At 65.3% G+C, this 23,380-nt stretch carries 21 protein-coding genes; 13 read left to right on the top strand and 8 right to left on the bottom strand.

Features of this window, described 5'->3' with window-relative positions:
* The 7 genes from C479_RS10250 to C479_RS10280 all read left to right on the top strand — a co-directional run.
* On the top strand, positions 1–588 hold a 588-nt coding region (locus C479_RS10250; RefSeq protein WP_007701900.1), incomplete at its 5' end, for an ABC transporter substrate-binding protein.
* A gap of 2 nt (positions 589–590) precedes the next feature.
* Positions 591–1,454 (top strand): branched-chain amino acid ABC transporter permease, encoded by an 864-nt coding sequence (locus tag C479_RS10255; protein ID WP_007701903.1) that lies wholly within the window; start codon positions 591–593, stop codon positions 1,452–1,454.
* Positions 1,451–2,434, top strand: coding sequence for a branched-chain amino acid ABC transporter permease (locus C479_RS10260; RefSeq protein ID WP_007701906.1), 984 nt, complete (start codon positions 1,451–1,453; stop codon positions 2,432–2,434). The genes C479_RS10255 and C479_RS10260 overlap by 4 nt, the downstream gene beginning before the upstream one ends.
* On the top strand, positions 2,434–3,237 hold the full coding sequence (locus tag C479_RS10265) for an ABC transporter ATP-binding protein (RefSeq protein ID WP_007701911.1): 804 nt from the start codon (positions 2,434–2,436) through the stop codon (positions 3,235–3,237). The genes C479_RS10260 and C479_RS10265 overlap by 1 nt, the downstream gene beginning before the upstream one ends.
* Positions 3,230–3,961, top strand: coding sequence for an ABC transporter ATP-binding protein (locus tag C479_RS10270; RefSeq protein WP_049907240.1), 732 nt, complete (start codon positions 3,230–3,232; stop codon positions 3,959–3,961). Before C479_RS10265 ends, C479_RS10270 begins: the two co-directional genes overlap by 8 nt.
* A 130-nt stretch (positions 3,962–4,091) precedes the next feature.
* Positions 4,092–4,892 carry a cyclase family protein gene (locus C479_RS10275; protein WP_007701916.1) on the top strand — a complete coding sequence of 267 codons (801 nt, stop codon included), beginning with the start codon at positions 4,092–4,094 and terminating at the stop codon, positions 4,890–4,892.
* Between the two features lie 75 nt (positions 4,893–4,967).
* The gene (locus C479_RS10280) at positions 4,968–5,903 is read left to right on the top strand and encodes a BKACE family enzyme (protein ID WP_007701917.1); all 936 of its coding nucleotides are present in this window, start codon (positions 4,968–4,970) and stop codon (positions 5,901–5,903) included.
* 159 nt (positions 5,904–6,062) lie between these two features.
* On the opposite strand, the gene C479_RS10285 is transcribed toward C479_RS10280, so the two are convergent.
* Entirely contained in the window at positions 6,063–6,320 is a 258-nt protein-coding gene (locus tag C479_RS10285; RefSeq protein ID WP_049907241.1) for a hypothetical protein, read from the bottom strand.
* Between the two features lie 386 nt (positions 6,321–6,706).
* Positions 6,707–7,573, bottom strand: coding sequence for a sulfurtransferase (locus tag C479_RS10290; RefSeq protein WP_007701923.1), 867 nt, complete (start codon positions 7,571–7,573; stop codon positions 6,707–6,709).
* A 206-nt stretch (positions 7,574–7,779) separates the two neighbouring features.
* Between C479_RS10290 and C479_RS10295 the strand changes: the two genes are divergently transcribed.
* From C479_RS10295 to C479_RS10305, 3 genes are all read left to right on the top strand, one after another.
* Positions 7,780–10,077 carry a nitric-oxide reductase large subunit gene (locus tag C479_RS10295; protein WP_007701926.1) on the top strand — a complete coding sequence of 766 codons (2,298 nt, stop codon included), beginning with the start codon at positions 7,780–7,782 and terminating at the stop codon, positions 10,075–10,077.
* Positions 10,078–10,144: 67 nt separating this feature from the next.
* Positions 10,145–10,384: a DUF7127 family protein gene (locus tag C479_RS10300; RefSeq protein ID WP_007701929.1), complete on the top strand. Its 240-nt coding sequence runs from the start codon at positions 10,145–10,147 to the stop codon at positions 10,382–10,384.
* A 173-nt stretch (positions 10,385–10,557) separates the two neighbouring features.
* Positions 10,558–12,564, top strand: a complete 2,007-nt coding sequence (locus C479_RS10305) for a cation:proton antiporter domain-containing protein (RefSeq protein WP_007701931.1) — start codon at positions 10,558–10,560, stop codon at positions 12,562–12,564.
* Positions 12,565–12,778: 214 nt separating this feature from the next.
* On the opposite strand, the gene C479_RS10310 is transcribed toward C479_RS10305, so the two are convergent.
* From C479_RS10310 to C479_RS10320, 3 genes are all read right to left on the bottom strand, one after another.
* Positions 12,779–13,048 (bottom strand): hypothetical protein, encoded by a 270-nt coding sequence (locus C479_RS10310; RefSeq protein WP_007701933.1) that lies wholly within the window; start codon positions 13,046–13,048, stop codon positions 12,779–12,781.
* A gap of 115 nt (positions 13,049–13,163) precedes the next feature.
* The gene (locus C479_RS10315; protein WP_007701936.1) at positions 13,164–13,391 is read right to left on the bottom strand and encodes a hypothetical protein; all 228 of its coding nucleotides are present in this window, start codon (positions 13,389–13,391) and stop codon (positions 13,164–13,166) included.
* Between the two features lie 112 nt (positions 13,392–13,503).
* Entirely contained in the window at positions 13,504–17,454 is a 3,951-nt protein-coding gene (locus C479_RS10320) for a hypothetical protein (RefSeq protein ID WP_007701938.1), read from the bottom strand.
* A 429-nt stretch (positions 17,455–17,883) separates the two neighbouring features.
* On the opposite strand from C479_RS10320, the gene C479_RS16825 reads away from it, so the two are divergent.
* On the top strand, positions 17,884–18,045 hold the full coding sequence (locus C479_RS16825; RefSeq protein ID WP_241430184.1) for a hypothetical protein: 162 nt from the start codon (positions 17,884–17,886) through the stop codon (positions 18,043–18,045).
* 100 nt (positions 18,046–18,145) lie between these two features.
* On the opposite strand, the gene C479_RS10330 is transcribed toward C479_RS16825, so the two are convergent.
* The gene (locus C479_RS10330; protein WP_007701944.1) at positions 18,146–19,372 is read right to left on the bottom strand and encodes a digeranylgeranylglycerophospholipid reductase; all 1,227 of its coding nucleotides are present in this window, start codon (positions 19,370–19,372) and stop codon (positions 18,146–18,148) included.
* Between the two features lie 388 nt (positions 19,373–19,760).
* A complete protein-coding gene (locus C479_RS10335) occupies positions 19,761–20,945 on the bottom strand; it encodes an ABC transporter substrate-binding protein (protein WP_007701947.1) in 1,185 nt (394 codons plus the stop codon).
* Positions 20,946–21,063: 118 nt separating this feature from the next.
* Between C479_RS10335 and C479_RS16255 the strand changes: the two genes are divergently transcribed.
* Both C479_RS16255 and C479_RS10345 read left to right on the top strand, forming a co-directional pair.
* Positions 21,064–21,279 (top strand): hypothetical protein, encoded by a 216-nt coding sequence (locus tag C479_RS16255; protein ID WP_007701950.1) that lies wholly within the window; start codon positions 21,064–21,066, stop codon positions 21,277–21,279.
* Between the two features lie 184 nt (positions 21,280–21,463).
* Positions 21,464–21,886 (top strand): hypothetical protein, encoded by a 423-nt coding sequence (locus C479_RS10345; RefSeq protein WP_007701953.1) that lies wholly within the window; start codon positions 21,464–21,466, stop codon positions 21,884–21,886.
* Between the two features lie 68 nt (positions 21,887–21,954).
* Here the strand turns inward: C479_RS10345 and C479_RS10350 are convergent, their stop codons facing one another.
* Complete coding sequence (locus C479_RS10350; RefSeq protein WP_007701956.1) at positions 21,955–23,250, bottom strand: MFS transporter; 1,296 nt, start codon at positions 23,248–23,250, stop codon at positions 21,955–21,957.
* Positions 23,251–23,380 lie beyond the last annotated feature (130 nt).

Genomic DNA, 23,380 nt, shown 5'->3' on the forward strand with positions numbered 1-23,380 from the left:
GAGATGGACGAGCGATACACGCTCCCGCTGGATTCCGCCCAGAGTCTCGTCTCGAGCGCGGCGGACGTCGGGGCCGACCTCTTCTTCGCGAACGGCTTCTTCGGCGACGGCGTCTCGACGATCCAGGCGATCCACGACACCGGCTACGAGCCCAAAGCCGTCCTGCAGGGGATCGGCTCGCTCACGCCGGCCTGGGAGGACGAACTCGGCGATCTCGGGGACTACGTCGTCTCCGGCACGTCGATGCACCCGGATCTGCCCTTCGAGGGCATCGACCGACTCAACGAAATCGCCCAGGAGGAGTACGACCGCGATACGACGTCCGAGTACTTCCTCTTCGGCTACTCCTGGATGCAGACCCTCCAGCAAGGGATCGAGGGCGCCGGTGAACTCGACAATGCGGCGATCCGCGACTGGCTCAAGAGCAATACCGTCGAGACGGTCGGCGGCGAGTACTCCTTCGACGACCGCGGGCTCCCGGACCCGATCGAGTACGCCACCCAGGTCAGAGACGGGGTCGCGAAACTCGTCGCGCCCGACGACGTGGCGACGCACGACGTCGTCTATCCCTACTACGAGCAGTTCTAACGATGGCCGTCATCGAAGCCATCGTCCTCGGCACCCTGCTCGGGCTGGTTTACGCGACGCTGAGCGTCGGCTTCAGCCTCACCTGGGGGACCCTCGACGTCATCCACGTTTCCCACGGCGCGTTCGTCATCTTCGGGGCGTATCTCGGCTACACCGCCCACGCGAGCTACGGCATCGACCCCGTTCTCGCACTCGTCGCGATCGTGCCGCTGTTCTTCGTGATCGGCGTCGCACTCTACGAGTTGCTCTTCCGACCGCTGGCCGACCGGGCCCGCGAGGTGGCGTTCGCCTCGATGGTGCTCTCGTTCGGCCTGGCGATCGCCGTCGAGAACCTGCTCGTCGTCCAGTTCAGCGCCGACCCGCGTGTGCTCCAGACCGGCTACACCAGAGACGTCGTGAACGTCCTCGGCGTCCCGGTGACGACCGGACGGCTCGTCGGGGCCGGCCTCGCGCTACTCACGCTCGTTATCGTGTTCGTCTTCCTCAAATACACGTATACGGGGCGGGCGGTCCTCGCGGTCGCACAGAACGCCGAGGGGGCGGCCCTCTCGGGAATCGACGAGCGCCGGGTGAGTGCGATCACGTTCGGTCTCGGACTCGCGACGGCGGCGATCGCCGGCGTCGCGACCGCGATGTTCTGGTCGTTCACCCCTAGCGAGCACCTCCACTGGATGGTGTTCGTCTTCATCGTCACCATCCTCGGCGGCGTCGGGAGCGTCGTCGGCGCCGGTGTCGCCGGACTGCTCACGGGCCTGGTGTACGAACTGAGCGCGCTCGTCGTCCCGTTCGCCTGGGTCGACTTCGTCCTCTTCGTCTTGCTCGTCTGCCTGCTCGTCGTCAAACCGGAGGGACTCTTCCAGCAATGATACGAGACAGACTCGACTCGTCGGATCGACTCGCGATCGTTGTCGTCGGGGTGCTGGCGCTCGTGCCTGCCCTGACGATGGACCAGTACGTCCTCTCGTTCCTGATGTTACTGGTCATGTACGCCTCGCTGGCCGTCGGCTGGAACGTGCTGGGCGGCTACGCCGGCTACGAGAGCTTCGGCCACGTCGCGTTCCTCGGCGTCGGCGGCTACACGTCCGTCTGGCTGTTCGTCGAGTACGGTCTCGAACCCTACCTCACCGCGCCGATCGGCGCGGCCGTCGCCGGTTTCGTCGCGCTCGTGGTCGGCTATCCGGCCCTGCGGCTGAAAGGGCCGTACTTCGCACTGGTAACGCTCGTCATCGCGCTCGGCATTCAGGCGTTGGTGACCAACCTGCCCGGACTCGACGCCTCGCAGGGGATCTTTCTCCCGGCGGCGCTCGACGATCCAGCCCACAGCCAGGCGCTGCTGTATCTGCTCATGGTCGGCGTCCTCGGCGTGACGATCCTCGCGGCGCGACTCGTCGAACGCTCGAAGTACGGGATCGGCCTCTACGCCATCAGGGAAGACGAAGCGGTCGCCAGCACGCAGGGGATCGACACGACCCGGCTGAAAGTGGGTGCGTTCGTCCTCTCGGCGGCGCTTGCCGGCCTCGCCGGCGGCATCTACGCCTGGTACCTCGGCTACGTCACGCCGACGCCGATGTTCGACGTCCGGGTCTCGATCCTGGTCGTCCTCATGGCGCTGCTCGGCGGGACCGGCAACTGGATCGGCCCCTTCGTTGGGGCGGCGGCGCTCCGCGTCGTCGACGAGATCCTCGTCCTGCAGTTCGGCGGCCAGGTCGCCCAGATCATGTACGGACTCGTCCTCGTCGGGGTCATTCTCTACCTGCCCCACGGCGTGGTCCCGTGGCTCCGTCGCCACGCCCGGAGCCGATTGCCGGACAGACTCGGCGGCGCGACGCCGGGAGGTGATCGGTGATGACCCTCCTCGAACTGCGCGATATCGAGAAATCCTTCGGCGGCCTCCGGGTCCTCGAAGGCGTCTCGATGACCGTCGAGGAGGGCTCGATCCAGGGCCTCATCGGCCCGAACGGGGCCGGCAAGACGACGCTGTTCAACCTTGTCTCCGGTCTCCTCCGTGCCGATACCGGGACTATCGTCTTCGACGGCACCGACATCACCGATCGCGCGCCGAAGCATATCGCCCGCGACGGCGTCGGGCGCACCTTCCAGCTCACCCGGCCGTACCCTGGCATGACGACGCAGGACAACCTCTTGCCCGGCCTCGTCTACGCCGGCGGCTACGATCGAGTGAGCACGGCCCGCTCGCGAGCGCTGGAACTGCTCGACCTCGTGGATCTCGTCGACCTGGCGCACGAGGAGAGTCGCGACCTGACGATGTCCGAGCAGAAGCGACTCGAGATCGCCCGCGCGCTCGCCACGGAGCCGAAACTCCTCCTATTGGACGAGGTCTTCGCCGGCCTCAGCCACGAGGACGTGGCGCGCCAGATCGAACTGATCGAGGGAATCAGGGCGGAGCTCGACGTGACGATCCTGCTGATCGAACACGTCATGGAGGCGACGATGACGGTCTGTGACCGCGTCGGCGTGCTCGCGAACGGCACCATCATCGCCGAAGACGTGCCGGACGAGATCGTTCACGACGAGCAGGTGATCGACGTCTACCTCGGTTCCGGCCGCGGCGAGGCAGGGACCGGGCCGGACAGTGACGCCACGCCCGACGAAGACGTGCCCGAAACCGGAGGTGGTCTCGATGGGTGAGACGACCGCTCGCGAACCGTTGCTCGCCGTCGAGGGCGTCGACTTCTCGTACGGCCGAGCGCGCGTTCTCAGAGATGTCTCGCTCTCGGTCGAACCCGGCGAACTCGTCGCGCTGCTGGGCTCGAACGGGGCCGGCAAGACGACGCTGCTCGAGAACGTCTCCGGGTTGTCGACGCCCGACTCGGGGGCGATCCGGTTCGACGGGGAAGACGTGACCGCCCTCGCGGCGAACGCGACCTGGAAACGCGGCCTCGTCCACGTCCCCGAGGATCGCAAGCTGTTCCCGGAGATGACCATCGCCGAGACGTTCGCGATCGCGACGCCGCGCGGCCTCGACGAGGAAACCGTTTCGGGCCTGCGCGAGCGCGTGTTCGAGATCTTCCCGGATCTGGAATCGCGCCTCGACCAGCGCGTCGGGACGATGTCCGGCGGCCAACAGCAGATGGTCTCGATGAGCCGGGGCCTGATGAGCGACCCCGACATGTTGCTCTTAGACGAGCCGACGCTCGGCCTCGCCCCGGACCTCGCGGCCGACATCCTCGACGCGATCGGCCGGATCAACGAGGCGGGCACGACGGTGTTGCTGGTCTCCCAGCAGGCGCTCTCCGCGCTCGACATCGCCGATCGCGCCTACGTCCTCGACAACGGCGAGGTAACCCTCTCCGGCCCAGCGACGGAGCTGAAACGGAGCGACGAGGTGCGTGAAGCATACCTCGGGATGTGAGGCTCCGGCTGGGCACCCGAGCCGGGCGGACACCCCACACTACACACGGCGCGGACGGTACCCACTACCACACGATGCGACTCGACCACACACGAACGACCACCCGACGACACACGACTATACGACACGCATGTTCGACCCGACACAGTACGACCCGATCGACCTGAGTATCGGCCTGGAAGCGGACGTCGAGAGCGAGCCCTGGCCGCCCGATATCGAGTACTTCGATCACGAGGCGGGCGCCTCCCTGCTCGCGGAGAATCTCCGTGATGGGGGCTACGACGTCTACGCCGAGGACTTCCCCGACGGGATGGGACTCGGCTGGGAGCAGGTGAGCGCGATCACCCACACCGGGACCCACATGGACGCGCCGGCCCACTACGGCCCGACCGTCGACGGCGAGCCGGCGCGAACGATCGACGAGGTCCCGCTCGAGTGGGCACGCGGCCTGGCCGTCGTCCTCGACTTCACCTGGAAGGACGCCGGCACGGAGATCACACCCGCCGAGATCGACGAGCAACTCGACGCCATCGACCACGACCTCTCGCCGGGCGAGATCGTTCTGCTCGAAACCGGCGCCGACGAGCACTGGGGGACGCCGGCGTACCTGACCGACTTCCCCGGGATGAGCGCTGCCGCGACGAAACATCTCGTCGAGCAGGGTGTCCGCGTCATCGGCACCGACGCCTACGGCTTCGACAAGCCGTTCACCGAGATGGGTGCTCGCTACGCCGAGGCCGAAGACGACGCCGAACTCTGGCCGGCCCACTTCGCGGGCCGCGACGTCGAGTACTGCCAGATCGAGAAGATGGCCAATCTCGACGCGCTTCCACGCCGGACCGAGATCCCGCTCGTCACGGCCCCTATCAAGATCGAGAACGCGAGCGGCGGCTGGGTCCGTCCGGTCGCCTTCGTCGACGGCGACGACTGATCGACGCGATCGGTCGGTGTATCGATCGCGCTGTCCAGCCATCCGACCACCCACCACGACCCGACTCCACATCACATGAAACACCACGACGACGTCATCATCACGGCTGCACTGACCGGGGCGATCCACGTCCCGACGATGTCTCCGAACTTGCCGGTCACGCCGGCGGAAATCATCGAAGACGGCATCGCCGCCGCCGAGGCCGGCGCGAGCATCATCCACGTCCACGCCCGAGATCCCGAGTCGGGCGAACCGTCGAGCGACCCCGCGCTCTTTCGCGAGATCGCGAGCGGAATCCGCGCCGAGACGGACGCGATCGTCCAGCCGACGACCGGCGGGTCGGCGGCGATGTCCGTCGAGGAACGGATCGCGACCGTGCCCGAACTCGAGCCGGAGACCGCCTCCTGTAACATGGGCTCGATGAACTTCGGGATGTACCCACTCCTGAACGCCTACGACGAGTTCGATCGCGACTGGGAACCCGACTACTTAGACGACAGCCGCGACTTCATCTTCCGGAACACGTTCGGCGACATCGAATCCCTCCTCGAAACCTTCGACGAGTGCGGAACCAAACCGGAACTCGAGTGTTACGACGTCGGGCACCTCTACACGGCCAAGCACTTCCTCGACCGCGGCCTGCTAGAGCCGCCGCTTCGTATCCAGTTCGTCATGGGCATCCACGGCGGGATCGGTGCCGATCCCGAGCAACTGACCCACATGTACCGAACCGCGGAGAAACTCTTTGGCGACCAGTACTCCTTCTCGGTTATCGGCGCCGGCCGCCAAGAGTTCCCCCTCGGCGTGCAGGGCGTCTCGATGGGCGGGCACGTTCGCGTCGGCCTGGAGGACAACCTCTATCGCGGCCGCGGCGAACTGGCCGCGAGCAACGCCGACCTCGTCGAGAAGATGGTCGAACTGACGAAGTCGGTGGCCGGGCGGGAGATTGCGACGCCCGAGCAAACCCGCGAGTTCCTCGGCCTGAAAGGCCAGGACGCGGTGAACTTCTAGCCGACGAACGGCCGCTCGATTTGGGACGCAATTCGCTACAGCACCCTCCCTTCCCGTCTCGGCGTTCAGTCCGGTCAACTGAGACCTCGACTCGACGCGCTCACCGGTCGGAATCGCCGCCGGGCGTCGTTCACGCCGGCAACCGGATCCGAACTGTCGTCACTCCTCGCTACTGAGGTCGGCGTCGACGCGAACTTCCGAATCGGTCACCGTCTCGATGTTCTCGCTCGGAATCTCGATATCGTCCTCGCCCGCGTCGCCGCGGCCGAGGCTCTGTATCCACGCGTTCGTGAGGCTCGGCTCCGGATCGACGTAGGCGACCTGCTCGACCGGATCGACCGCCGTGACGATGCCGATCTGCTCTCCACGGACGTCCATCAGGAACTTACCTTCGTCTTCTGTTGAAAGTACTGTCATTGCGTACTGAATATATGCCCGTGCCGAGAAGAAGCTGTTGGTCGACTTACGAGAATGCGCCGGCGTGGCGATGGATATCGAGGTCGGCGTTTCGATCGAGTGCCATTAGTTGACTACCACTCACAGCATGTCTCGTGTTCTCGGAACTCGTCGGCGTGGGCCGATTATGAACGCGATAATATTATCGCGTTCATACATGACTTTGCGCGTCCATCCGTGGCTGCCGACGACTCCTCATACCGCTCTTTCCCCACGTTCGACGGCCAAACTGGCTGTTTGTCTGGCTGTGACGTGAGTTCGGTCGTCACGAAACCCGCCAATCGACTCCGCCGGTCTGGCAGTTCACCGCCGACGCCGCGACATCGGTTGCCGGTCAGAAGACCGTTTCACTCCGCCGCGCCCGTCTCGATCGGTGCGTTTACCAGATTCCCCCACTCGGTCCACGACCCGTCGTAGTTCATGGTGTCCTCGTAGCCAAGCAGTTCGTGCAGAGCGAACCAGGCAACCGAGGCGCGTTCGCCGATGCGACAGTAGGTGATCGTCGTCTCGTCGCCGGTGATCCCGGCCTCGGCGTAGAGCGATTCGAGTTCATCGCGGCTCCTGAACAGCCCCTCGTCGTCCGTGACGTCCGTCCAGGAGACGTTTTCGGCGCCCGGAATGTGTCCACCGCGGCGGGCGGTCTCGGTCATGTCCGGCGGCGCGATGAGTTCGCCGCTGTACTCTTTGGGCGAGCGAACGTCGACGAACGAACAGTCGCGATCGAGTCCGAGTTCGACATCCTCGCGGTAGGCACGGATCGTCTCTCGAGGCCCGCCGATGTCGTACTCGACGGGGGTGTAGTCGGGGACCTCGTCGGTGACAGGGTAGTCCTTCGTCTGCCAGTACTCGCGGCCGCCGTCCAGCAGGCGGACGTCGTCGTGGCCCTGATATTTCAGCTGCCAGTAGGCGTAGGCGGCGAACCAGTTGGCATCGTCGCCGTAGAGGACGATCGTCGAATCGTCGCTGATCCCGTGGTCACCGAGCATCGTCGCCAGTTCGTCCGGGTCGCGAAGGTCGCGTCGCGTCTGGTCGCGCAGCTGTGTCCGCCAGTTGAACCCGACCGCACCGGGAACGTGTCCCTCCTCGTAGGCGTCCGTGTCGACGTCGACTTCGACGAGCCGGAGGGCGGGGTCGTCCCGTTGCACCTCGTCGAGGCGGGTTTCGAGCCAGTCGGGTGAAACGAGTACGTCGGTCGGGTGAGCTGTCCGGCACATATTCCCTCTGTCGAACGCACTGTATAAATACTATTTCCACGTATTCACTCAGCGAAAACACCTTGCGGTAATCCAGTTCGTTCGCCGACAACGGTAGATCGAGTGGTCCTCCTCTTGTTTGTTTTTTGCGGCCGACAGGACTCGAGACGTGTTCTCCCGAATACCTTCTCCCATACATAAAAGTGCCTCTGGTATAATCATCGGCTATGGAAATAACCCGGCGGAAGATCGCGAAGGCGCTGGCCGTCGTGTTCGTCCTGAATCTGATCGTGATGGGCGGCGGGGCGTTGTACTCGGCCCAGCAGGTCCCGCCGATTCCCCAGGAGGTGACCGGTCCCGACGGGGAGGTGATCGTCACGGAAGGTGAGGTCGAGGACGGGAAGATCGTCTTCCAGCAGAACGGCCTGATGAACCACGGGTCGATCCTCGGCAACGGCGCCTACTACGGGGTCGACTACACCGCCGATACGCTCGATCTGAAAGTCTCGGCGATGCGCGAGTACTACGCCGACGAGCGCTACGGGACGACCTACGACGAACTGGACGCGGCCGAGCAGGGGAGCGTCCAGTCGCTCGTCGAGTCCGATCTGTCGGGCACGATCGAGGAGGGCGCGACGACTATCGAGTACTCGGCTGCGGAGGCCTACGCCCACCAGCACGTCCGCGAGGAGTACGTCGAGCGCTATCACGAGGGGGCGCTGGAGCGGGGCGTCCCGGCAGACACCATCGACTCCGAATCCGAAGCTCGCGAGTTCGCCGACTTCGCGCTCTGGACGGCCTGGATCTCACACACCGACCGACCGGGTAGCGACAGTAGCTTCACCAACGAGTGGCCGTACGACCCGGCCGCTGGCAACACGCCCTCGGGCGCGACGATGGTCTGGAGCGTCATCAGCATGGTCCTGCTCGTCGGCGCCGTCGGGATCGGCGTCTGGCTCTACAAGTCGGTCGAACTCCCCGAACCGGAAGTACGGGGGATCGAGATTCCGCCACCGGACGACATCAACTTGACCCCGAGTCAGCGGGCGGCGACCAGGTTCATCCCGCTCGCGGGGGCGCTCTTTGCCCTTCAGGTCTTGCTCGGTGGGCTCCTCGCCCACTACTACGTCGAGCGCGACGGCTTCTTCGGCGTGACCGAGGTGTTCGGGATCGACATCGTCGAGGCGTTCCCCTTCGCGATGGCGAAGACCTTCCACCTCGATCTCGGCATCCTCTGGATTGCCGCGCTCTGGCTCGGTGCCGGCCTCTTCCTCCCGCCGCTTTTGACCAACCACGAACCGGATCACCAGCGGACGTACATCCACGTCCTCCTCGGTGCATTGATCGTCGCCGTCGTCGGCGGCCTCACGGGCGTCTGGTTGGGGGCGCAGGGCTACATCGACGGCGATCTCTGGTGGATCATCGGCAACGAGGGCCTGGAGTACCTGGAGGTCGGCCGGCTCTGGCAGGTCGGTCTGCTCGTCGGGTTCGTCCTCTGGACGGCGCTCGTCTGGCGCGGGTTCAGGCCGATGCTCCGGCGCGAGAAGCGCTACGGTCTCGCACACATGATCATCTACGCCGGCGGGTCGATCGGCCTCCTGTTCGTCGCTGGCATGTTCTACACGCCGGAGACGAACATCGTCACCACGGAGTTCTGGCGCTGGTGGGTCGTCCACATGTGGGTCGAGGGCGCGTTCGAGTTCTTCATCGTCGCCGTCGTCGGCCTCACGCTCGTGAGCATGGGTCTCCTCCGAAAGGCTTCGGCCGAGAAGGCCGTCGCGTTCCAGGCGCTGTTCGTCATGGGCTCTGGCGTGATCGGCGCCTCGCACCACTACTGGTGGGTCGGTCAGCCCGACATCTGGCTGCCGCTCGGCTCCGTCTTCTCGACGCTCGAACTCATCCCGCTCATCCTGATCCTCTTCGAGGCGATGGGGCAGTACCGCGCGCTGGCGACGAGCGACGAGACGTTCCCGTACACCCTCCCCTTCATGTTCATCATCGCCAGCGGATTCTGGAACTTCGTCGGCGCCGGCGTCCTCGGCTTCTTCATCAACCTCCCGCTGATCAACTACTTCGAACACGGCACCTACCTCACGGTCGGGCACGCCCACGCCGCGATGTTCGGCGCGTTCGGTTTCCTCGCGCTCGGGATGGCCATCTACATGCTGCGCATCTCGACGAAACCCGATCTGTGGTCAGAAACACGGTTGCGCTGGTCCTTCTGGCTCTGGAACGTCGGCCTCGCCGTCATGGTCTTCGTCTCCGTCCTGCCGGTGGGCTTCCTGCAACTGGAGACGGCGTTCACCGAGAGCTACGCCGCCGCGCGAAGCCTCGCCTTCTACGAGGGCGAACTCGTCCAGTTGCTCTTCTGGGCGCGCCTCCCCGGCGACACGATGATCATCCTCGGGACGCTCGTCTTCTGCTACGACATGGTCGTAAAGCGATTTACGCTCCGGGACGTCTCGCTGCCGGGCGACGCCCCCACGACGATTCCCGACCGCATCGGCTCGGACGACGACGATTGACGGAGTAATACTCCGCCAGTCGTCTGCCTGCGTTCCCCTTACCAGTGAACACCTGCTAGAACTGTGTATGAAAGTCCCACAACCACTACAGAACGCGACCGAACGTGGCATCGTCGTCCGGACGCTCGACTACGACGACCGCAGCGTGATCGCGGTCGACTTCGGTGCCGCGGCGGGCGACGTCGCTGTCGATATCGTCGACGACACCGTGATCGTCGTCGCCGACGACCAGCAGTTCGAGTTCGTCCGCCCGCCGGAGGCGACCGACGTGTCGGTGAAAAACGGCGTCCTGACGATCAGCGATTAGTCGACGGACGAGTTGTCGGCTGTTTATTTGCGTCTTTTTTTGCGACTCAGCGCCAGCAGTGTAATTCGTTCACCCGTGCGGACACGACCCGTGTGACCGGAATCGGGACGCTCCCGGTAGTCACGTCTCGGGAACCGACTGCCGCCTCGGGGAGCAAAAATAGGAATTTATGAATGTGGAACACCGATCGTCTCCAGAATGGCGCTGGTGACGCGTTCCGAGGTCGGTCTGGAGTCTCGTCGCTCGACGGGCCGGGTGAGACGGTGATCCCGCCGCGGCTTCCGGATGCGGTGGTGCCGCTCGCCGTCGGGGGCGAGTCGAACCTCCTGTTAGTCATCGCGTTGATCCTCGCCCTTGGCGTGAGTGCGCAAGTCCTCGCCGATCGATATCGCGTCCCGAGTGTCCTCTTTCTCATTCTCGCGGGTGTCGTCGTCGGTCCGGAGGGGCTCGGACTCGTGTCACGGGAGTCGTTCGGTCCGGCGCTGTCGACCATCGTCGGGGTGAGTGTCGCGATCATCGTCTTCGAGGGGGCGTTTCACCTCACGGCCGAGAAGATTCGCGAGGCACCCGCTGCCGCCCTCAGGCTGGTAACGGTTGGGGCGGCGATCGCGTTCGTCGGGACCACGGTGGCGGTCCATTACCTGCTGGGCGCCCAGTGGTCGATCGCCGCGTTGATCGGCTCGCTGCTAGTGGCGACGGGTCCCACGGTCGTCACGCCTATCCTCTCGGTCGTCCCGGTTCACAACCGGGTGGCGGCCGCCCTGGAGATCGAAGGGATCGTCAACGACGTCACCGCGGCTATCCTCGCGATCGTGATCTTCAAACTGCTCGCCTCGCAGGAGGCCAATCCCGCGGATTACGTCACCGAGTTCGCGACGCGGCTGGGCATCGGCCTGCTCGTCGGAGGAGTGGTCGCGGGCGTTCTCTGGTACCTGCTGACCCAGGTGCATTTCGCGGCCGGCGAGACACCCCAGAACGCCCGACTGATAACCCTTGCCGGCGCGATCGTCGCGTTCGGTCTCGCGGACACCATCAGGCCCGAGGCGGGCGTCGCCGCCGTCGCGACCGCGGGCATCCTCCTCGGGAACGCCAACCTCCCGTACCGGGAAACCATCGAGGACTTCAAGGGCGATATCACGCTCGTCGTCCTCTCGTTTATCTTCATCGCGCTCGCCGCGCTCATCGAGTTCGAGACGCTCGTAAGCCTGGGCCTCGCGGGGCTGGCCGTCGTCGTGATCATCGCGCTGGTCGTTCGCCCGGTACTCGTCTTCGTCTCGACGCGAGGGTCACGATTCACCCGCAACGAGAAAGTGTTCATGAGCCTCGTCGGCCCTCGGGGGATCATCCCCGCGAGCGTGGCGACGCTATTTGCGATCCAGCTCAAGACCGAGGGAGTAGCCCCGACGAACCCAGAGGGGGGAACCCTCCTCGCCGGCACGGTGTTTCTCGTTATCCTCCTGACGGTCGTGTTCGAGGGCGGATTCGCCAGACAGATCGCAGAGCGGCTCAACGTGATACCCATGCAAATACTCATCGTCGGCGGCGGCACGGTCGGCCGGGCGCTCGCCGAACGCCTCGAAGAACGTGAAGAGAACGTCGTCATCCTCGAAGACGACGAATCGATCGCCGAACGCGCCCGGGGCGAGGGCTTTACCGTTCGGGAGGGCGACGGGACCGATACCGAAGTCCTGCGCACGAACGGCGCTGACAGCGCGCGGATCGTGGTCGCCGCGACTGGCGACGACGACACCAACCTGCTGGTCGCCCAGCTCTCCAAGTCGAAGTTCGACGTCGAGCGGGTCATTTCCCGCATCAATAACCCCGAAAACGCCGACGCCTTCGAGGAACTCGGCGTCGAGACCCTGTCCTCTGCGACGGCAACCGCGTGGGGAATCGACAACATGATCGAGCGTCCGGCACTGTCGAACTGGATGACGGAACTGGGCCGGAGCGGTGACGTCCAGGAGATCGAGGTGACCGCCGAGTCACTCGTCGGCAAAACGATCGCTGACATCGACGGAAACATCCCGGACGAAGTGCTGATCGCGCTCGTCGCCCGCGACGGCGAGAGCACGGTCCCGCGGGGCGATTTCGAACTCGAATACGGCGACCACATCACCATCCTCGGACAGACCGACGCCGTCGACGCAGCCATCGATCAGGTTCATCCCCACGTCTGAGGCGGGCGGCCCCGTACTCGTGTTGGCGACTCGTTCGTCGACGACACCGTGATCGTCGTTGCCAGTGCGGGTTCGTCCGCCGGTAGGGACCGACGTGTCGGTGAACGACGTCGTCCCGACGATCAGCGACTAGTCGACGGGATCGTCTTCGAACCGCTGGAACGCTTCGGACCGTTGCATTGCCTCGACCCACGGTCGTCGCGCGGTATCCTCCTCACGATTCGATCTTTTCTACGATCTCGCGAGCTTGCTCTCTGGCTTTGTCCTCGCCGACGTGTTTGTCGATCAGGACGCTCGTGACCTCCCAGTCGTCGGTGCCGTCGACCTTTCCCGTCCGGACCTGACTTCCCTCCGAGATGGACTGGGCGGGCTGGTCCGCCCAGTCGGGCGTTCGAATCTCGTCGTAGCGGTCGGGATCGCGAAAGCGAACGTGGATGTAGTCGTCCTCGGTGTCGACCACGTCGACATCGGGTGTCTGTGCCATGTGGGTTCGTGCACGGGGCACCGCCCAAAACGTCTCCCTTGCGAACGCTACCCCGGCGACCTGCCCCGCTCCGAGCCGGTTCGCCGTCCGATTCAACACGGTCACCTGACGCCGCTCACATCTTGTGCAGATCGAGGAACCGGACGGAGGCCTGCGTTCCAGCGAGGACGATGCCGAGAACCAGTCCGAACCCGAGCACCTGCAACATGGGTCCCGGCATCGGGAGGAGCGTGGCCGGTTGTATACCGAGAACGCCGTGAAGGATCTGCCGACCCACGACGAACCCGATCGCCGCGTACCCGAGGGCCAAGAGACTGAACGTGGCGACGCGTACTCGGCTCATACCAATCTCTTTCGTCGGGACGCCCGTCCGTAGTGGGGCTCATATCTTAGCCCCTCATCGGCTGGGTGGCTAACATACTTGAGGACCCGTCATTCGGACCTCGATACACCCGTCACTCCGATCGCTGCGGCGTCCGATCGGGTCCGCCGTCGCCCGTGTCGGCCTCACTGACAGTATCTCCGCCGGCCTCGTCTGGCCCATCGACACCGTCGCTGTCAGCCACGTCGTCCGCGAGGGAGTCGAACCCTGCTTCACGGAGTCCGTCTTCGAGACGTTGCGCGTGGGCCCCGCCGTCACCTGCCTGCACTCGTTCGCCCGCTGTCGTACCGACTCGTTCGAGCAGCGCCGCTCGCTCGACGCCGATTCGGTCGAACGAGAGCGAGTCGTCCAGGACCGTCAGCACTTCGGTCACGCCGAATCGGATCTCTTCGGGTGGGGCGTCGGCCACGAGTGCGAGTGCGTTTCCGAAGACCGACCCGACGTACTCGACCGGGGAGATCACGGTGGCCGGCGCGACCGCCATCGTCTCGATCTCGTCGACGACGGCTGCGACCAACCGATCGTGGGTGCGCTCGCCGACGTCGGTCCGGATTACCACTGCTGCCAGTACCTCGGCGTGCGTCGACGCGACTGCGTCGTCCCAGGAGCTCGCCGCTGGTCCGTCGACGGACTCGCGGCCGCTCCGAAGCGATCCGACGAGTACGTCGATCCACTCCTGCGTGCGACTCGACGCGCCGTCGGCCGCCCAGTTAGCAGCCGCCCCGCCGTATACATCCGCGAGGAAGGCGACCGGATCGATGTTCGATTCGGTCGCTTTCGCTTCGATCACGTCTTCGAGCCCGCGGTACCACGTCCGCTGGTCGCGCGGCGTCACGCCGTCGGTCGACCCGGTCGTCGTGGGGCCGCTTGACTCGGAGTCGGCTGTCTCCTCGTCGAAGCCCTGCACCTGTGTCGACAGCGCGTCGCGGTAGACGGTCGTCAGATACTGCATCGGATCCGCGCAGGTCGCGTCGATTTCGTCGGCCACGCCGTCGGCCAGCACGGCCTCGTCGTACAGTGCAATCCAGTCCTCGAAGCCGAGCGAATCGTCGAACGGGATCGTGTTACTGCCGTATGGGTACTGGGTGACCTCGTCCGGAGATGCCAGGGCAACGTCGCCGAAGGCGGCCAGCGCCTTCGCGTGTAGCGCCGCTCGAAACGCCTGCTCGTCGTCGACGAACTCGCCACTCGCGAGCGCATCAGCGAGTCGGTGAGCCGCGGGGAACAGCTGTTCGGCCCGGTCGCGCTCGCCCGACTGGACGACGGTTCGAACGGCGCGACCGTACGTATCGATCACGAACGATTCCGGCTGGCCGTCGTCGACCGCTCGCGCCGTCCGGCACAGCCCCTGGCCGACGGCCTCGATCCAGGACCCGAACGCCTCGTCCGAGCAGCCGTGTTCGAACACCCACAGTCCGATCGCACCGACGTACAACTCTTCGAGCGTCGCCGTTCGGGTGTCCGGATCACCGACGAGCTGGGCCGCGTTTCTGGCTCGTGATTCGATATCGGTTATAAGGGCCGACAGATCCGCGGGTGGACACGTCTCCGCCACGGCACCGAGTACGGAGCCGAAGCCGTTCGTGAGCGCGTTCGCCGTGGCCCAATCGTCGGAGCCCGCCGCGTGTTGTCGTACGAGCGAGAATATCGTGGTGAGTCCATTGCCGATCGCTTCCCATCGCTCCTCCTCGTCCGCCTCCTTCTCGTCTTTCTCCTCCTCTCCGTTCGCCTCGACGGGACGGACGACCGCTCCGACGGCGCGACCGTAGACCTGATGGAGCGGAAATTGCGACCCCTCGCTGCCGACCATCTCGTGGAGCACCTGATCGACACACCCCACCGCGCCGTGATTTACCGCCGCCCCGTCCGACGGCTGGGCGAGCGTCGACAGTGCCCCGGCGAACGCGGTGGCGAACGGCTCCATCTCGCCGCCGACGGAATCACGGCCGTTCGGGGTTACGGTCTCGTTGGTGAGAGTCAGGACGTTTCGCGCGACCGCGTGAACCCACTGATCCGTCGTCGGGTTCGCCGTCGCGACGGCCGCGATCGCCGTCGCGTACACCTCACCCCGATACCGGATCGCCTCGTCGCTGTCGGCAGTTCGATTGCGGCCGACGTCCGCCACGAGGTCGTCGACGAACGAGAGCCACGGCTGGGCCGCGTCGGGCCCGTGTGTCGTCGCGATGATGTCGACGACCTCGGCGACGATCTGTCCGACGAGTTCGGCGTCGAGCGCGTGGTCCGGACAGCCCGAAACCGCGGCGACCGTGCTCTGGTCGGCGACCGACTCGACGTCGACGGTCCGTCGAGACGGCGTCTGGACCTCGCCCCAGCCGATCGCATCGAGCAATTCGCGTGCGACAGCTGCGGGATCTGGCGAGGTGATGCCACTCGTCTTCTCGAAGGCGACCTCGGTGCGATCCGTCCAGGTCGCCAGTTCGTCACAGTCAGTTTGCGCGGCGATGTCGTCGAGGCGCTCCCGGTTGGACTTGTCGCAGATGAGCACCGCACCTGCACAGTCTCCCGCCTCGACCCACTCGGCGAGGGCCCGAATGCCATCCTCGCTCCGGATTCGCGCTGGCTCGGCGCCGTACGTGGCGATCACGACGGCATCTGGCGTCGCCGCGACCCCCGTCCGAACGTGGTCGGGGTGGGTGAGTTCGGGTAGTCTGACCGTCGCGCCCCAGTCTTCGAGTTCCGTCGCCAGGGAGGCGGCGACCCGCCGCTTGCCGGTCGTCTTCGGTCCGGAAAGGACGACCAGGCCGCCGTCGACGGCGTCGCGGAGGTCGGCCGCGTCGACGGATGCCGGCCAGTCTATCTCTCCGTCAGGGTCCGTCTGCGGTGCCCCCAGTTCGCGTTCGGCTGCCGCTTCGTGTAACGCGGCCGGGCCGTCCCAGTGCCAGGCCCCCACGAGGATCGACGACCCGTACTCGGCCGGGTCGGTCGCAATCGTTTCGAACGCGACGGCGGGCGATCCGAGTGCGTCGGCCGCCTCGCCGATGACGTCGCGTGCCTCGTCGACGACCGAGTCGCCGAGACGCTCCTGGATCAGCGTTCGCGCGGGGTCGTCGGCGAACACCTGGAGGTGGTCTGCCGTCCCAGGCGGCAGTGACAGTGCGATCTCCAGCGCCTCGGCGGCTGCGGGGACCACGCGGTACTGGGCGAGCGAGTCGAGCCACGCCGCGTCGTCGGCCAGTCCAGCGGCGACGAGCGAAACCGCGGCGAGGATCGGTGGCGAGCGCTTGTGGGGAACTCGACTCGGGAGGCCGCCGCTCGGGACGAGTTTGGCGAGGCTGTCCGCGAGTCCGTCGTCGATCGACCAGACCGACTCCGCTCGATCGCTGTCCGTGTCACGATCGCCGAACACGTGTCGTGTTCCGAACGCCCGTCTTACGTCCGCGGGCAGGAGCGCCGGTGTCCCGTCGTTTTTCGAGAGCGAGAGCAGTGCGCCGGGCGTAATCGTCGCGTCGTACCACCCGAGCGCCTGTTGCAACTCGGGTGTCTCGAAGGCGTACGCCGGATAGCCGACCTGCTCGAGCAGCACTGCCCGTTTTTCGTCTCCCAACCCGCCCACGGGTCGTTTGGAGACCCGCTCGCGGACGGCGTTGATCGCCGGTTCGACGGCGGTCGGCGGGGTCCGAACCACGAGGACGGCGTCGGCCCGCTCGACGAACCGGCCGTAGACCGATCGCTCGCTCCGACAGAGCCAGTCGAACCCGCGGGGACGAGCGACGAGGACGGCGCCACCCGATCTGGTAAACAGCGATCCCCGACCGAACTGGTCGCAATAGTCGATCACAGAGCCCTCTGTGAGGTCACACACCGCCGACACGAAGTTCTCGACGACCACGAGCTCCTGCTCGTCGACATCGTTGGTCTCGGGGAGCCCCGTCACGGCCTCGCCGAGTGACCGCAACTGTCGTGAGCCGCCGACACCGGGCGCTCGCAACACGAGCGTCACCGCGCCCGGTTCGATCGCCGCGCTCAGCTCGCTGGGGCCGACTTCCTGTATCGAGGTATTCATGGGTTCAGCGCAACCGACTCCGCTGGCGAGCGCTGCTGAACGAACGACAACGGAGGGTTGATACATCAATATTTATTCACGGACGATATAACGGTTTCTCCGTACCCGTTTCGGGGTGTATCCCGCCCGTGAGAGTGCCCACAGTTGGCCTGCTGGCGCGACTGCGAATCTTTATGCTATGGAGACGGCTTGGGGCGACTACTGGGGTCGTCCGAAATCGATGCATCTCGAACCTATCGACGGTGAACTCGCATACGTCGACGACCAGTCGACTGGCGTGCTAACGGTCGACGTTGCGGGCCTGGAAGCGCGCGTCGAACTTCGCGAATTGCAGCCACTCACTGGGCTTGCAGCCCACCCTGCCGACGTCGACCCGGCCGTATCTCGTCGACGCTTGGCTTTCCGGTGGAGACGTTCGACGGATCGTCCGTGTACCGCGGACGCAAACCGGGGCTCGACCTGCACTACGCGAGTCTCGGCGACGGTCACGACGAACCGCTCGGTATCGTCTCGTTCGGCGAGGTCCAGCCCGGACGCTACGCGGCCGCATTCGAGGCCGTGCTGTGGCCGGATTCGTCGTCTGGGAACTGAGGGCGGATTTTTTCGAAGTCGCGAGAAGCGGGGGCGGCGTCTTCAGCGGGACGCACCGACGTCGTTCTACCGCCCGCCGACGGTGACCCCTCGCCCATCCTCACGCCTTCCGCCAGTATTTCCACAGTAGCGGGAGGTCGCTCGGAGACAGCAACTTCAGGATCTCTCGCTTGTTTCCGCCGTTGATCTCCGAGAGCGTGTCGCGGTCGGTCCGGTTCAGGTCCTGCATGAGCCGATCGTAGCGCTCGTTCGAGGCGAGGTAGAGGAGTTTCGTCATCGTCAGGCGGCGATCTTGCCGAGGTGCCACTCGTTCGTGCCAGAGGTCGTCGTAGACCGCCATCTCGCGCGCCGCCGTGTCCGTCGTTCCGGTGAGACACCGGTCAGCCGTCATCGCGGCCGCTCGAGCGGATCGCATGCACTTGTCCACGCCTTCGCCCCAGACGGGATCGACGGACGGAACGGTGTCACCGATCGCCATGAACGATGTCGTGCTCATCGACCCCGGCGGTTGGACGTACGCGGACCCGCGGACCTGCGTCTCGGGAATTCTCCTCGCGTTTGCGAACCGTGGATCGGTGTCGAGCCAGTGTTCGAGATAGCCGTCGACGGTCCGCTCGTCGGTGGCGTGATCTCGGTACTCCTCGTTCTGGATAAAACACACCCCGACTTTGGCGGTCTCCACGCCGGTGTGGAAGATCCAGGAGTACCCGCCCGGCGCGTACTCGTGGTCCAACCGGAGCATCAACGCATCCGTGAGATCGGCGTGGCCGCGGTGATCGAGCGCGACGCCGTCGAACTGGTACTCGATCCCGATCGCGTGATTCGTGCGCGATAGATCGACGACGCCGAGGGCCTTGGCCAACGGCGCCGCCGGTCCCGTGGCGTCGACGACGATCTCGGCACGCACTTCCTCGTCACCGTTGTATCGGATCCCGACGACGTCACCGTCCTCGACGATCGGCTCTCGAACGCGTGCGTCGAACAGGTACTCGGCGCCCTTCTCGCGCCCGTCCTCGACGAGGAATCGCTTGAAGTCCGCGAACTCCAAGACGTATCCCGGTTGCGACTGTGTGAGGTGCTCGTTCGGTGATTCGAGGACCACCGACTCCGTCTCGTGCATGACCACGTCGTCCGGAACGCCGAAGGCGGTCATCATCGACGCGAACGTCCCGCCCGTCGACTTGTTGCTCTGGGCGGGGAACTCGGCTTCCGGTTCCGTCTCCAGCACGACGACGTCGAATCCGCGATCGGCGAGATCTCGTGCGCACTGCGCTCCCGCGGGCCCGGCGCCGGCGATCGCGACGTCGTATTCGGTCGATCCACTCATGTTCGCAGTCCCCGTGGTACATCACCCTCCGTCCGCATGCGTCTCCCGTACCGACCGATCGTCTGTATCTGTCCTCGAGCCCCTCTCGACACTCGTCGTCCCTGCTTGGCGGTGACGTTCTCCATCTGCTGATTCACTTCTTCCACTGATACTGAAGTATATTGGAACGGAGTGCCACTTTCTCTGGGTTTTCCAACAGGACCACGAAAGACGGTGTCTGAAGCGCGCACCGTACCCACCGACGCGGCTGCTTCCGGTTCGGCCAACCGGCTGAGCGCTTGTTCGTCGATACTGGATTCGACGGCTTCCGGACTCGGCAGGTGCGTTCGACCACAGGTATGGGCGTTCCCGACGCCGGAGGACTCTGCGAGCGGCTTCTCTCCCTCTCTTACGCGGTAATGATTTTCGCGAGCCGCTGGCGATCGAACAGTCGTTCGGCCGCCGGGATGTCGGGATACGACTCGCCGGATCGGTATCCCGGCCACTCGCCGAACTGCTCGGGATAGAGCTGTTTGGCGGTCATCTCGAGCTGGAAGAGGTTCATGATCGGGCCCTGATAGCGCATCCCGCTGGCGACGACCCGATCGTTCTGTACCGCCGACAGTTGCCTGCCGATCGGGTCCGCTTCGAGCCGCTCGCGAGCGTCGGTGACGGAGTACTGCGGCGTGATTCCCCAGAGGTGGAGAAGCACGTCGGGATCGGCGTCGAGCATCGCCTCGTACCCGATCGTTCCCCAGTCGTCAGACCACGATTCATCGGCGAACGCGTCGTTCGCGCCGAGCGGGCGCGTTTCGGCCTGCCAGAACCCGGGCGTATCGAGGTGATAGGAGTAGAAGACACCATCACCGAGCGTCGCTCGAGCGACCGTCGGTCGGTCCGCTTTCGGTGGAAGATTCGATCTGATCTTCGTTCTCGTCTCCTCGTATAGCTCGGCGAGTTCGGCGTACCGTTCTTCCTCTTGGAAGACGGCCGCGACCTTCTCGAAGAGTTCCCACAGGGTGTAGTACTCGTAGGTGCCGGCGTAGGCGTCGGCGGGGTCGCTGTGGACGCCGCTGTGGAAATTTCCGAACCACGGGCCAATCCGCTCGCTGACGTTCTCGATATCGTTCTGGCTCCAGTTACGCTGAGTGAGCAGCACGTACGACGGATCGAGGAAGTGCACGTCGCTCTCGTACGCGAAAAGTTGCTCCTCGGTCAGCTGACTGTCGAGCGGGTGGGGCAACGATGCGCCGTCGAAGGAGACGCCGTCGAGTTGGTCGTAGTACCCGCTCATGGTCGGTCCCGACATCTCTGGGGCGAACAGGGTGTTCACCGCGTCGCCGTGGCCGAGCGCGACGGCCATGTCCGCGTAGTGCGGGAACGTGACGAACGCGTCCTCCGGGACGCCGTCGAACGCGACCTCGCCAACCGGGCTCATCGTCACCGTATGCGACCCATTTCTGCCGTTGCCTTCGCCGCCGTTCAGTATTCCACCGTCGCCCGAGAGACAGCCGGCGAGGGCTGCACTCCCGGCCGCGATTCCAGTGCCGATGAACCGCCGTCGGGTTCGGTCGGACCGTCGTGCTTCGCTCATGGGTTTAGGCTGGCCTAACAATACAAAAGTCGCTCGATGCCGGTTGCGCGCAGGTGGCTTCTGAGCTGGGGCCAGCGGGTCGCACTAGTGCGTTCGTCCGCGCTACGCGCGCTCACTATTGCAGGTTGCCGTCCACGGCCGCGGCGGCTACTTCTGTTGCTTCTGGACGTCCGTGAGCGTCAACCCGCAGCCACACGGCCGCGCCGAGTGCGAGTGCGGCCCCGTCGACGTGATGCTGATGACCGGCATTCCGCAGAACGGACACGGCGGGGACGAACTTTCCTCGGAGTCCGGCAAGCCGGCCGTCGGTCGTCACCGGCGAGCATCGACGTGACGGTGGCGCCGTTCAGTGGGCATCCGCACGGGTCGGCGGCGTGGAGATTCGGCTCCTGCGTCCGGATCGTGATTACCGGTTCGTCGTAATGCGGACAGTTTCGTTCATCGAATACCACCTCGTCACTTGCTCACCACATCAATCCCTGCCAATATTTACTTACTTCCAACACGTTCGTGGCGATATGGACCGCTCTACTCGGGATACACTCGTTTCCATCTTCGTCGGGGGCGGCGTCGGTGCGGGATTGTACTGGATCGCAGGATACGAGAGCCTCGCACTGGTAACCGGCCTCTGCTGGGCCTGTGGACTCAAACTCACGCTCCACGTCGGCCACCGATACCCGGCATTTGCCACGGGTGAGTCGTGGACCGACAAACGATGGACCGGACTCAGCGTCGGGGCCGTCACGGGCGCCGCCCTCGTCGGAGTGAGCCCGCTGCTCCCGCTCTCGAACGACCTGCGATTCGGACTCGGCGCGCTGGTGCTTGGCGCTGGACTGGTCGCGTACCCGGCGGGTTCGCTCGCCGTCCTGGAGCGAGTCGACGGCGCGACCGATTCCGCCTCGATGAACTCTGGAACGCCGTCTCCTTCCGATACCGAGTGATTCGATCAGGGTCTGATGAGCATCCAGAACCCATAAAAAACTGGCCCCTCGTGACGCTGCCAACCCCGCTACGTTGCCGATAGGTCGGGCTCGGTCTGCAGGTCGAAGTCGGCTGGAGTCACAGCCCCGACGGCGGGGAGCCGTCGAAGGCGCGGACGCAGGAGGATGTAGACGGCCGTGAAGCCGAAGCCACTTGCGGCCAGGGCCATGGTCGTCGTTCCCAGCGTTTCAGCGACGATCCCACCGACGAGTGATCCGAGCGGGAGCGTCGCCCCCGAGGCAGTCCCTTTCGTCGCAGCGACTCGCCCGAGCAGGTCGGCCGGGAACAACCGCTGGTTTAGTGTCGCCATCAGTACGCCCGAGGCGCCGGCAGGGACCCATGCGAGGCCGAACAATACGACCGTCAGCGTCGGCGATGGCAGTAGTACTGCCGCGACCCAGCACCCCGCCCCCAGCCCGTGCAGGAGCAGCACCTTCCCATAGGGAATGCCAGCGATATACGGCCCGACGACGGACCCGACGAGCCGACCGATTCCGAGTGCGCCCAGTAGCAAGCCGTAGATTGCGGGCCCACCGATGCCGGCGCCGAACGCCGGCAGGATCGCCAGCGCCACGCCGGTCGCGAAATTCGCCACCGCGGTCGTCAGCAACAACTCGACGAACAGCGTCCCGCGGAGGACGTCGACCCCGGCCCGGAGATCCGAGACGTACGATCGGAGCACCGATTCGACGGATGCGTCGGTGTCGTCGGACTCCTCGGTCCGTTCCGGCGTTCCGGGGGTGCCCAGCGCGATTCCGGCGAACAGCAACGCGGCGACGGCGAAGGTGAGCGAGTCGATCACGAAGAGGGTCGTCGCCCCGAATACGGCGATGAGGCCGCCGCCGCCGACCGCATCGAATACCATATCCAGTCCGAGCGTCACCGTCGCCAGGGCGGAGTTGGCCTCGGAGAGATGTCCGTCGTCGACGATACGTGGGAGGAGTGCCGTCTCCATCGGTGCCATCACCAGCGTCGCGAGCATGAGCACCGGGGCGACGGCGAACAGAACGCCGACGTGCAAGTTGCCGGTCGCCGCGGCGAGCGGCAGCACGAGCACGACGAGGCCCTGGACCACCTGTGATCCGACGAGCACAGAGCTGAGTGGCAGTCGATCGACGAGCGGCCCGGCGAACACCTGCAGCAGCCACGGGAGCAACAGTATCGCGTTCAGGGCTCCGGTAACGAGGGTCGAACCACTCAGTTCGAAGGCGAGCCACAACACGGCGACCGTGTAGAGGCTGCCCCCGGCGTTCGTCGTGAACTGCCCGGCAACGAAGCGTCGGAAATCCCGGTTTCGCCACAGCAAGCGCTTGGCGGCGATCATCGACGCTCACCCCCGCGAGATACCGTCCCGGCGCCGGGTGAGTCGGATGAGCGAGTCGATTCTAGTTCGAACGGCTGTCTTCGGTCGTCCGAGCTCCGGCAGCGAGCCGGTAGCCCAGTGGATGTCGGCA

The sequence above is a fragment of the Halovivax asiaticus JCM 14624 genome, from assembly GCF_000337515.1.
GTDB classification, from domain to species: Archaea; Halobacteriota; Halobacteria; order Halobacteriales; family Natrialbaceae; genus Halovivax; species Halovivax asiaticus.

Excerpts from the sequence above, each read along its gene's own strand:
- C479_RS10255 (WP_007701903.1), top strand. The coding sequence starts at position 591 with ATGGCCGTCATCGAAGCCATCGTCCTCGGCACCCTGCTCGGGCTGGTT.
- C479_RS10260 (WP_007701906.1), top strand. The coding sequence starts at position 1,451 with ATGATACGAGACAGACTCGACTCGTCGGATCGACTCGCGATCGTTGTC.
- C479_RS10265 (WP_007701911.1), top strand. The coding sequence starts at position 2,434 with ATGACCCTCCTCGAACTGCGCGATATCGAGAAATCCTTCGGCGGCCTC.
- C479_RS10270 (WP_049907240.1), top strand. The coding sequence starts at position 3,230 with ATGGGTGAGACGACCGCTCGCGAACCGTTGCTCGCCGTCGAGGGCGTC.
- C479_RS10275 (WP_007701916.1), top strand. The coding sequence starts at position 4,092 with ATGTTCGACCCGACACAGTACGACCCGATCGACCTGAGTATCGGCCTG.
- C479_RS10280 (WP_007701917.1), top strand. The coding sequence starts at position 4,968 with ATGAAACACCACGACGACGTCATCATCACGGCTGCACTGACCGGGGCG.
- C479_RS10285 (WP_049907241.1), bottom strand. The coding sequence starts at position 6,320 with ATGACAGTACTTTCAACAGAAGACGAAGGTAAGTTCCTGATGGACGTC.
- C479_RS10290 (WP_007701923.1), bottom strand. The coding sequence starts at position 7,573 with ATGTGCCGGACAGCTCACCCGACCGACGTACTCGTTTCACCCGACTGG.
- C479_RS10295 (WP_007701926.1), top strand. The coding sequence starts at position 7,780 with ATGGAAATAACCCGGCGGAAGATCGCGAAGGCGCTGGCCGTCGTGTTC.
- C479_RS10300 (WP_007701929.1), top strand. The coding sequence starts at position 10,145 with ATGAAAGTCCCACAACCACTACAGAACGCGACCGAACGTGGCATCGTC.
- C479_RS10305 (WP_007701931.1), top strand. The coding sequence starts at position 10,558 with ATGTGGAACACCGATCGTCTCCAGAATGGCGCTGGTGACGCGTTCCGA.
- C479_RS10310 (WP_007701933.1), bottom strand. The coding sequence starts at position 13,048 with ATGGCACAGACACCCGATGTCGACGTGGTCGACACCGAGGACGACTAC.
- C479_RS10315 (WP_007701936.1), bottom strand. The coding sequence starts at position 13,391 with ATGAGCCGAGTACGCGTCGCCACGTTCAGTCTCTTGGCCCTCGGGTAC.
- C479_RS10320 (WP_007701938.1), bottom strand. The coding sequence starts at position 17,454 with ATGAATACCTCGATACAGGAAGTCGGCCCCAGCGAGCTGAGCGCGGCG.
- C479_RS10330 (WP_007701944.1), bottom strand. The coding sequence starts at position 19,372 with ATGAGTGGATCGACCGAATACGACGTCGCGATCGCCGGCGCCGGGCCC.
- C479_RS10335 (WP_007701947.1), bottom strand. The coding sequence starts at position 20,945 with ATGAGCGAAGCACGACGGTCCGACCGAACCCGACGGCGGTTCATCGGC.
- C479_RS10345 (WP_007701953.1), top strand. The coding sequence starts at position 21,464 with ATGGACCGCTCTACTCGGGATACACTCGTTTCCATCTTCGTCGGGGGC.
- C479_RS10350 (WP_007701956.1), bottom strand. The coding sequence starts at position 23,250 with ATGATCGCCGCCAAGCGCTTGCTGTGGCGAAACCGGGATTTCCGACGC.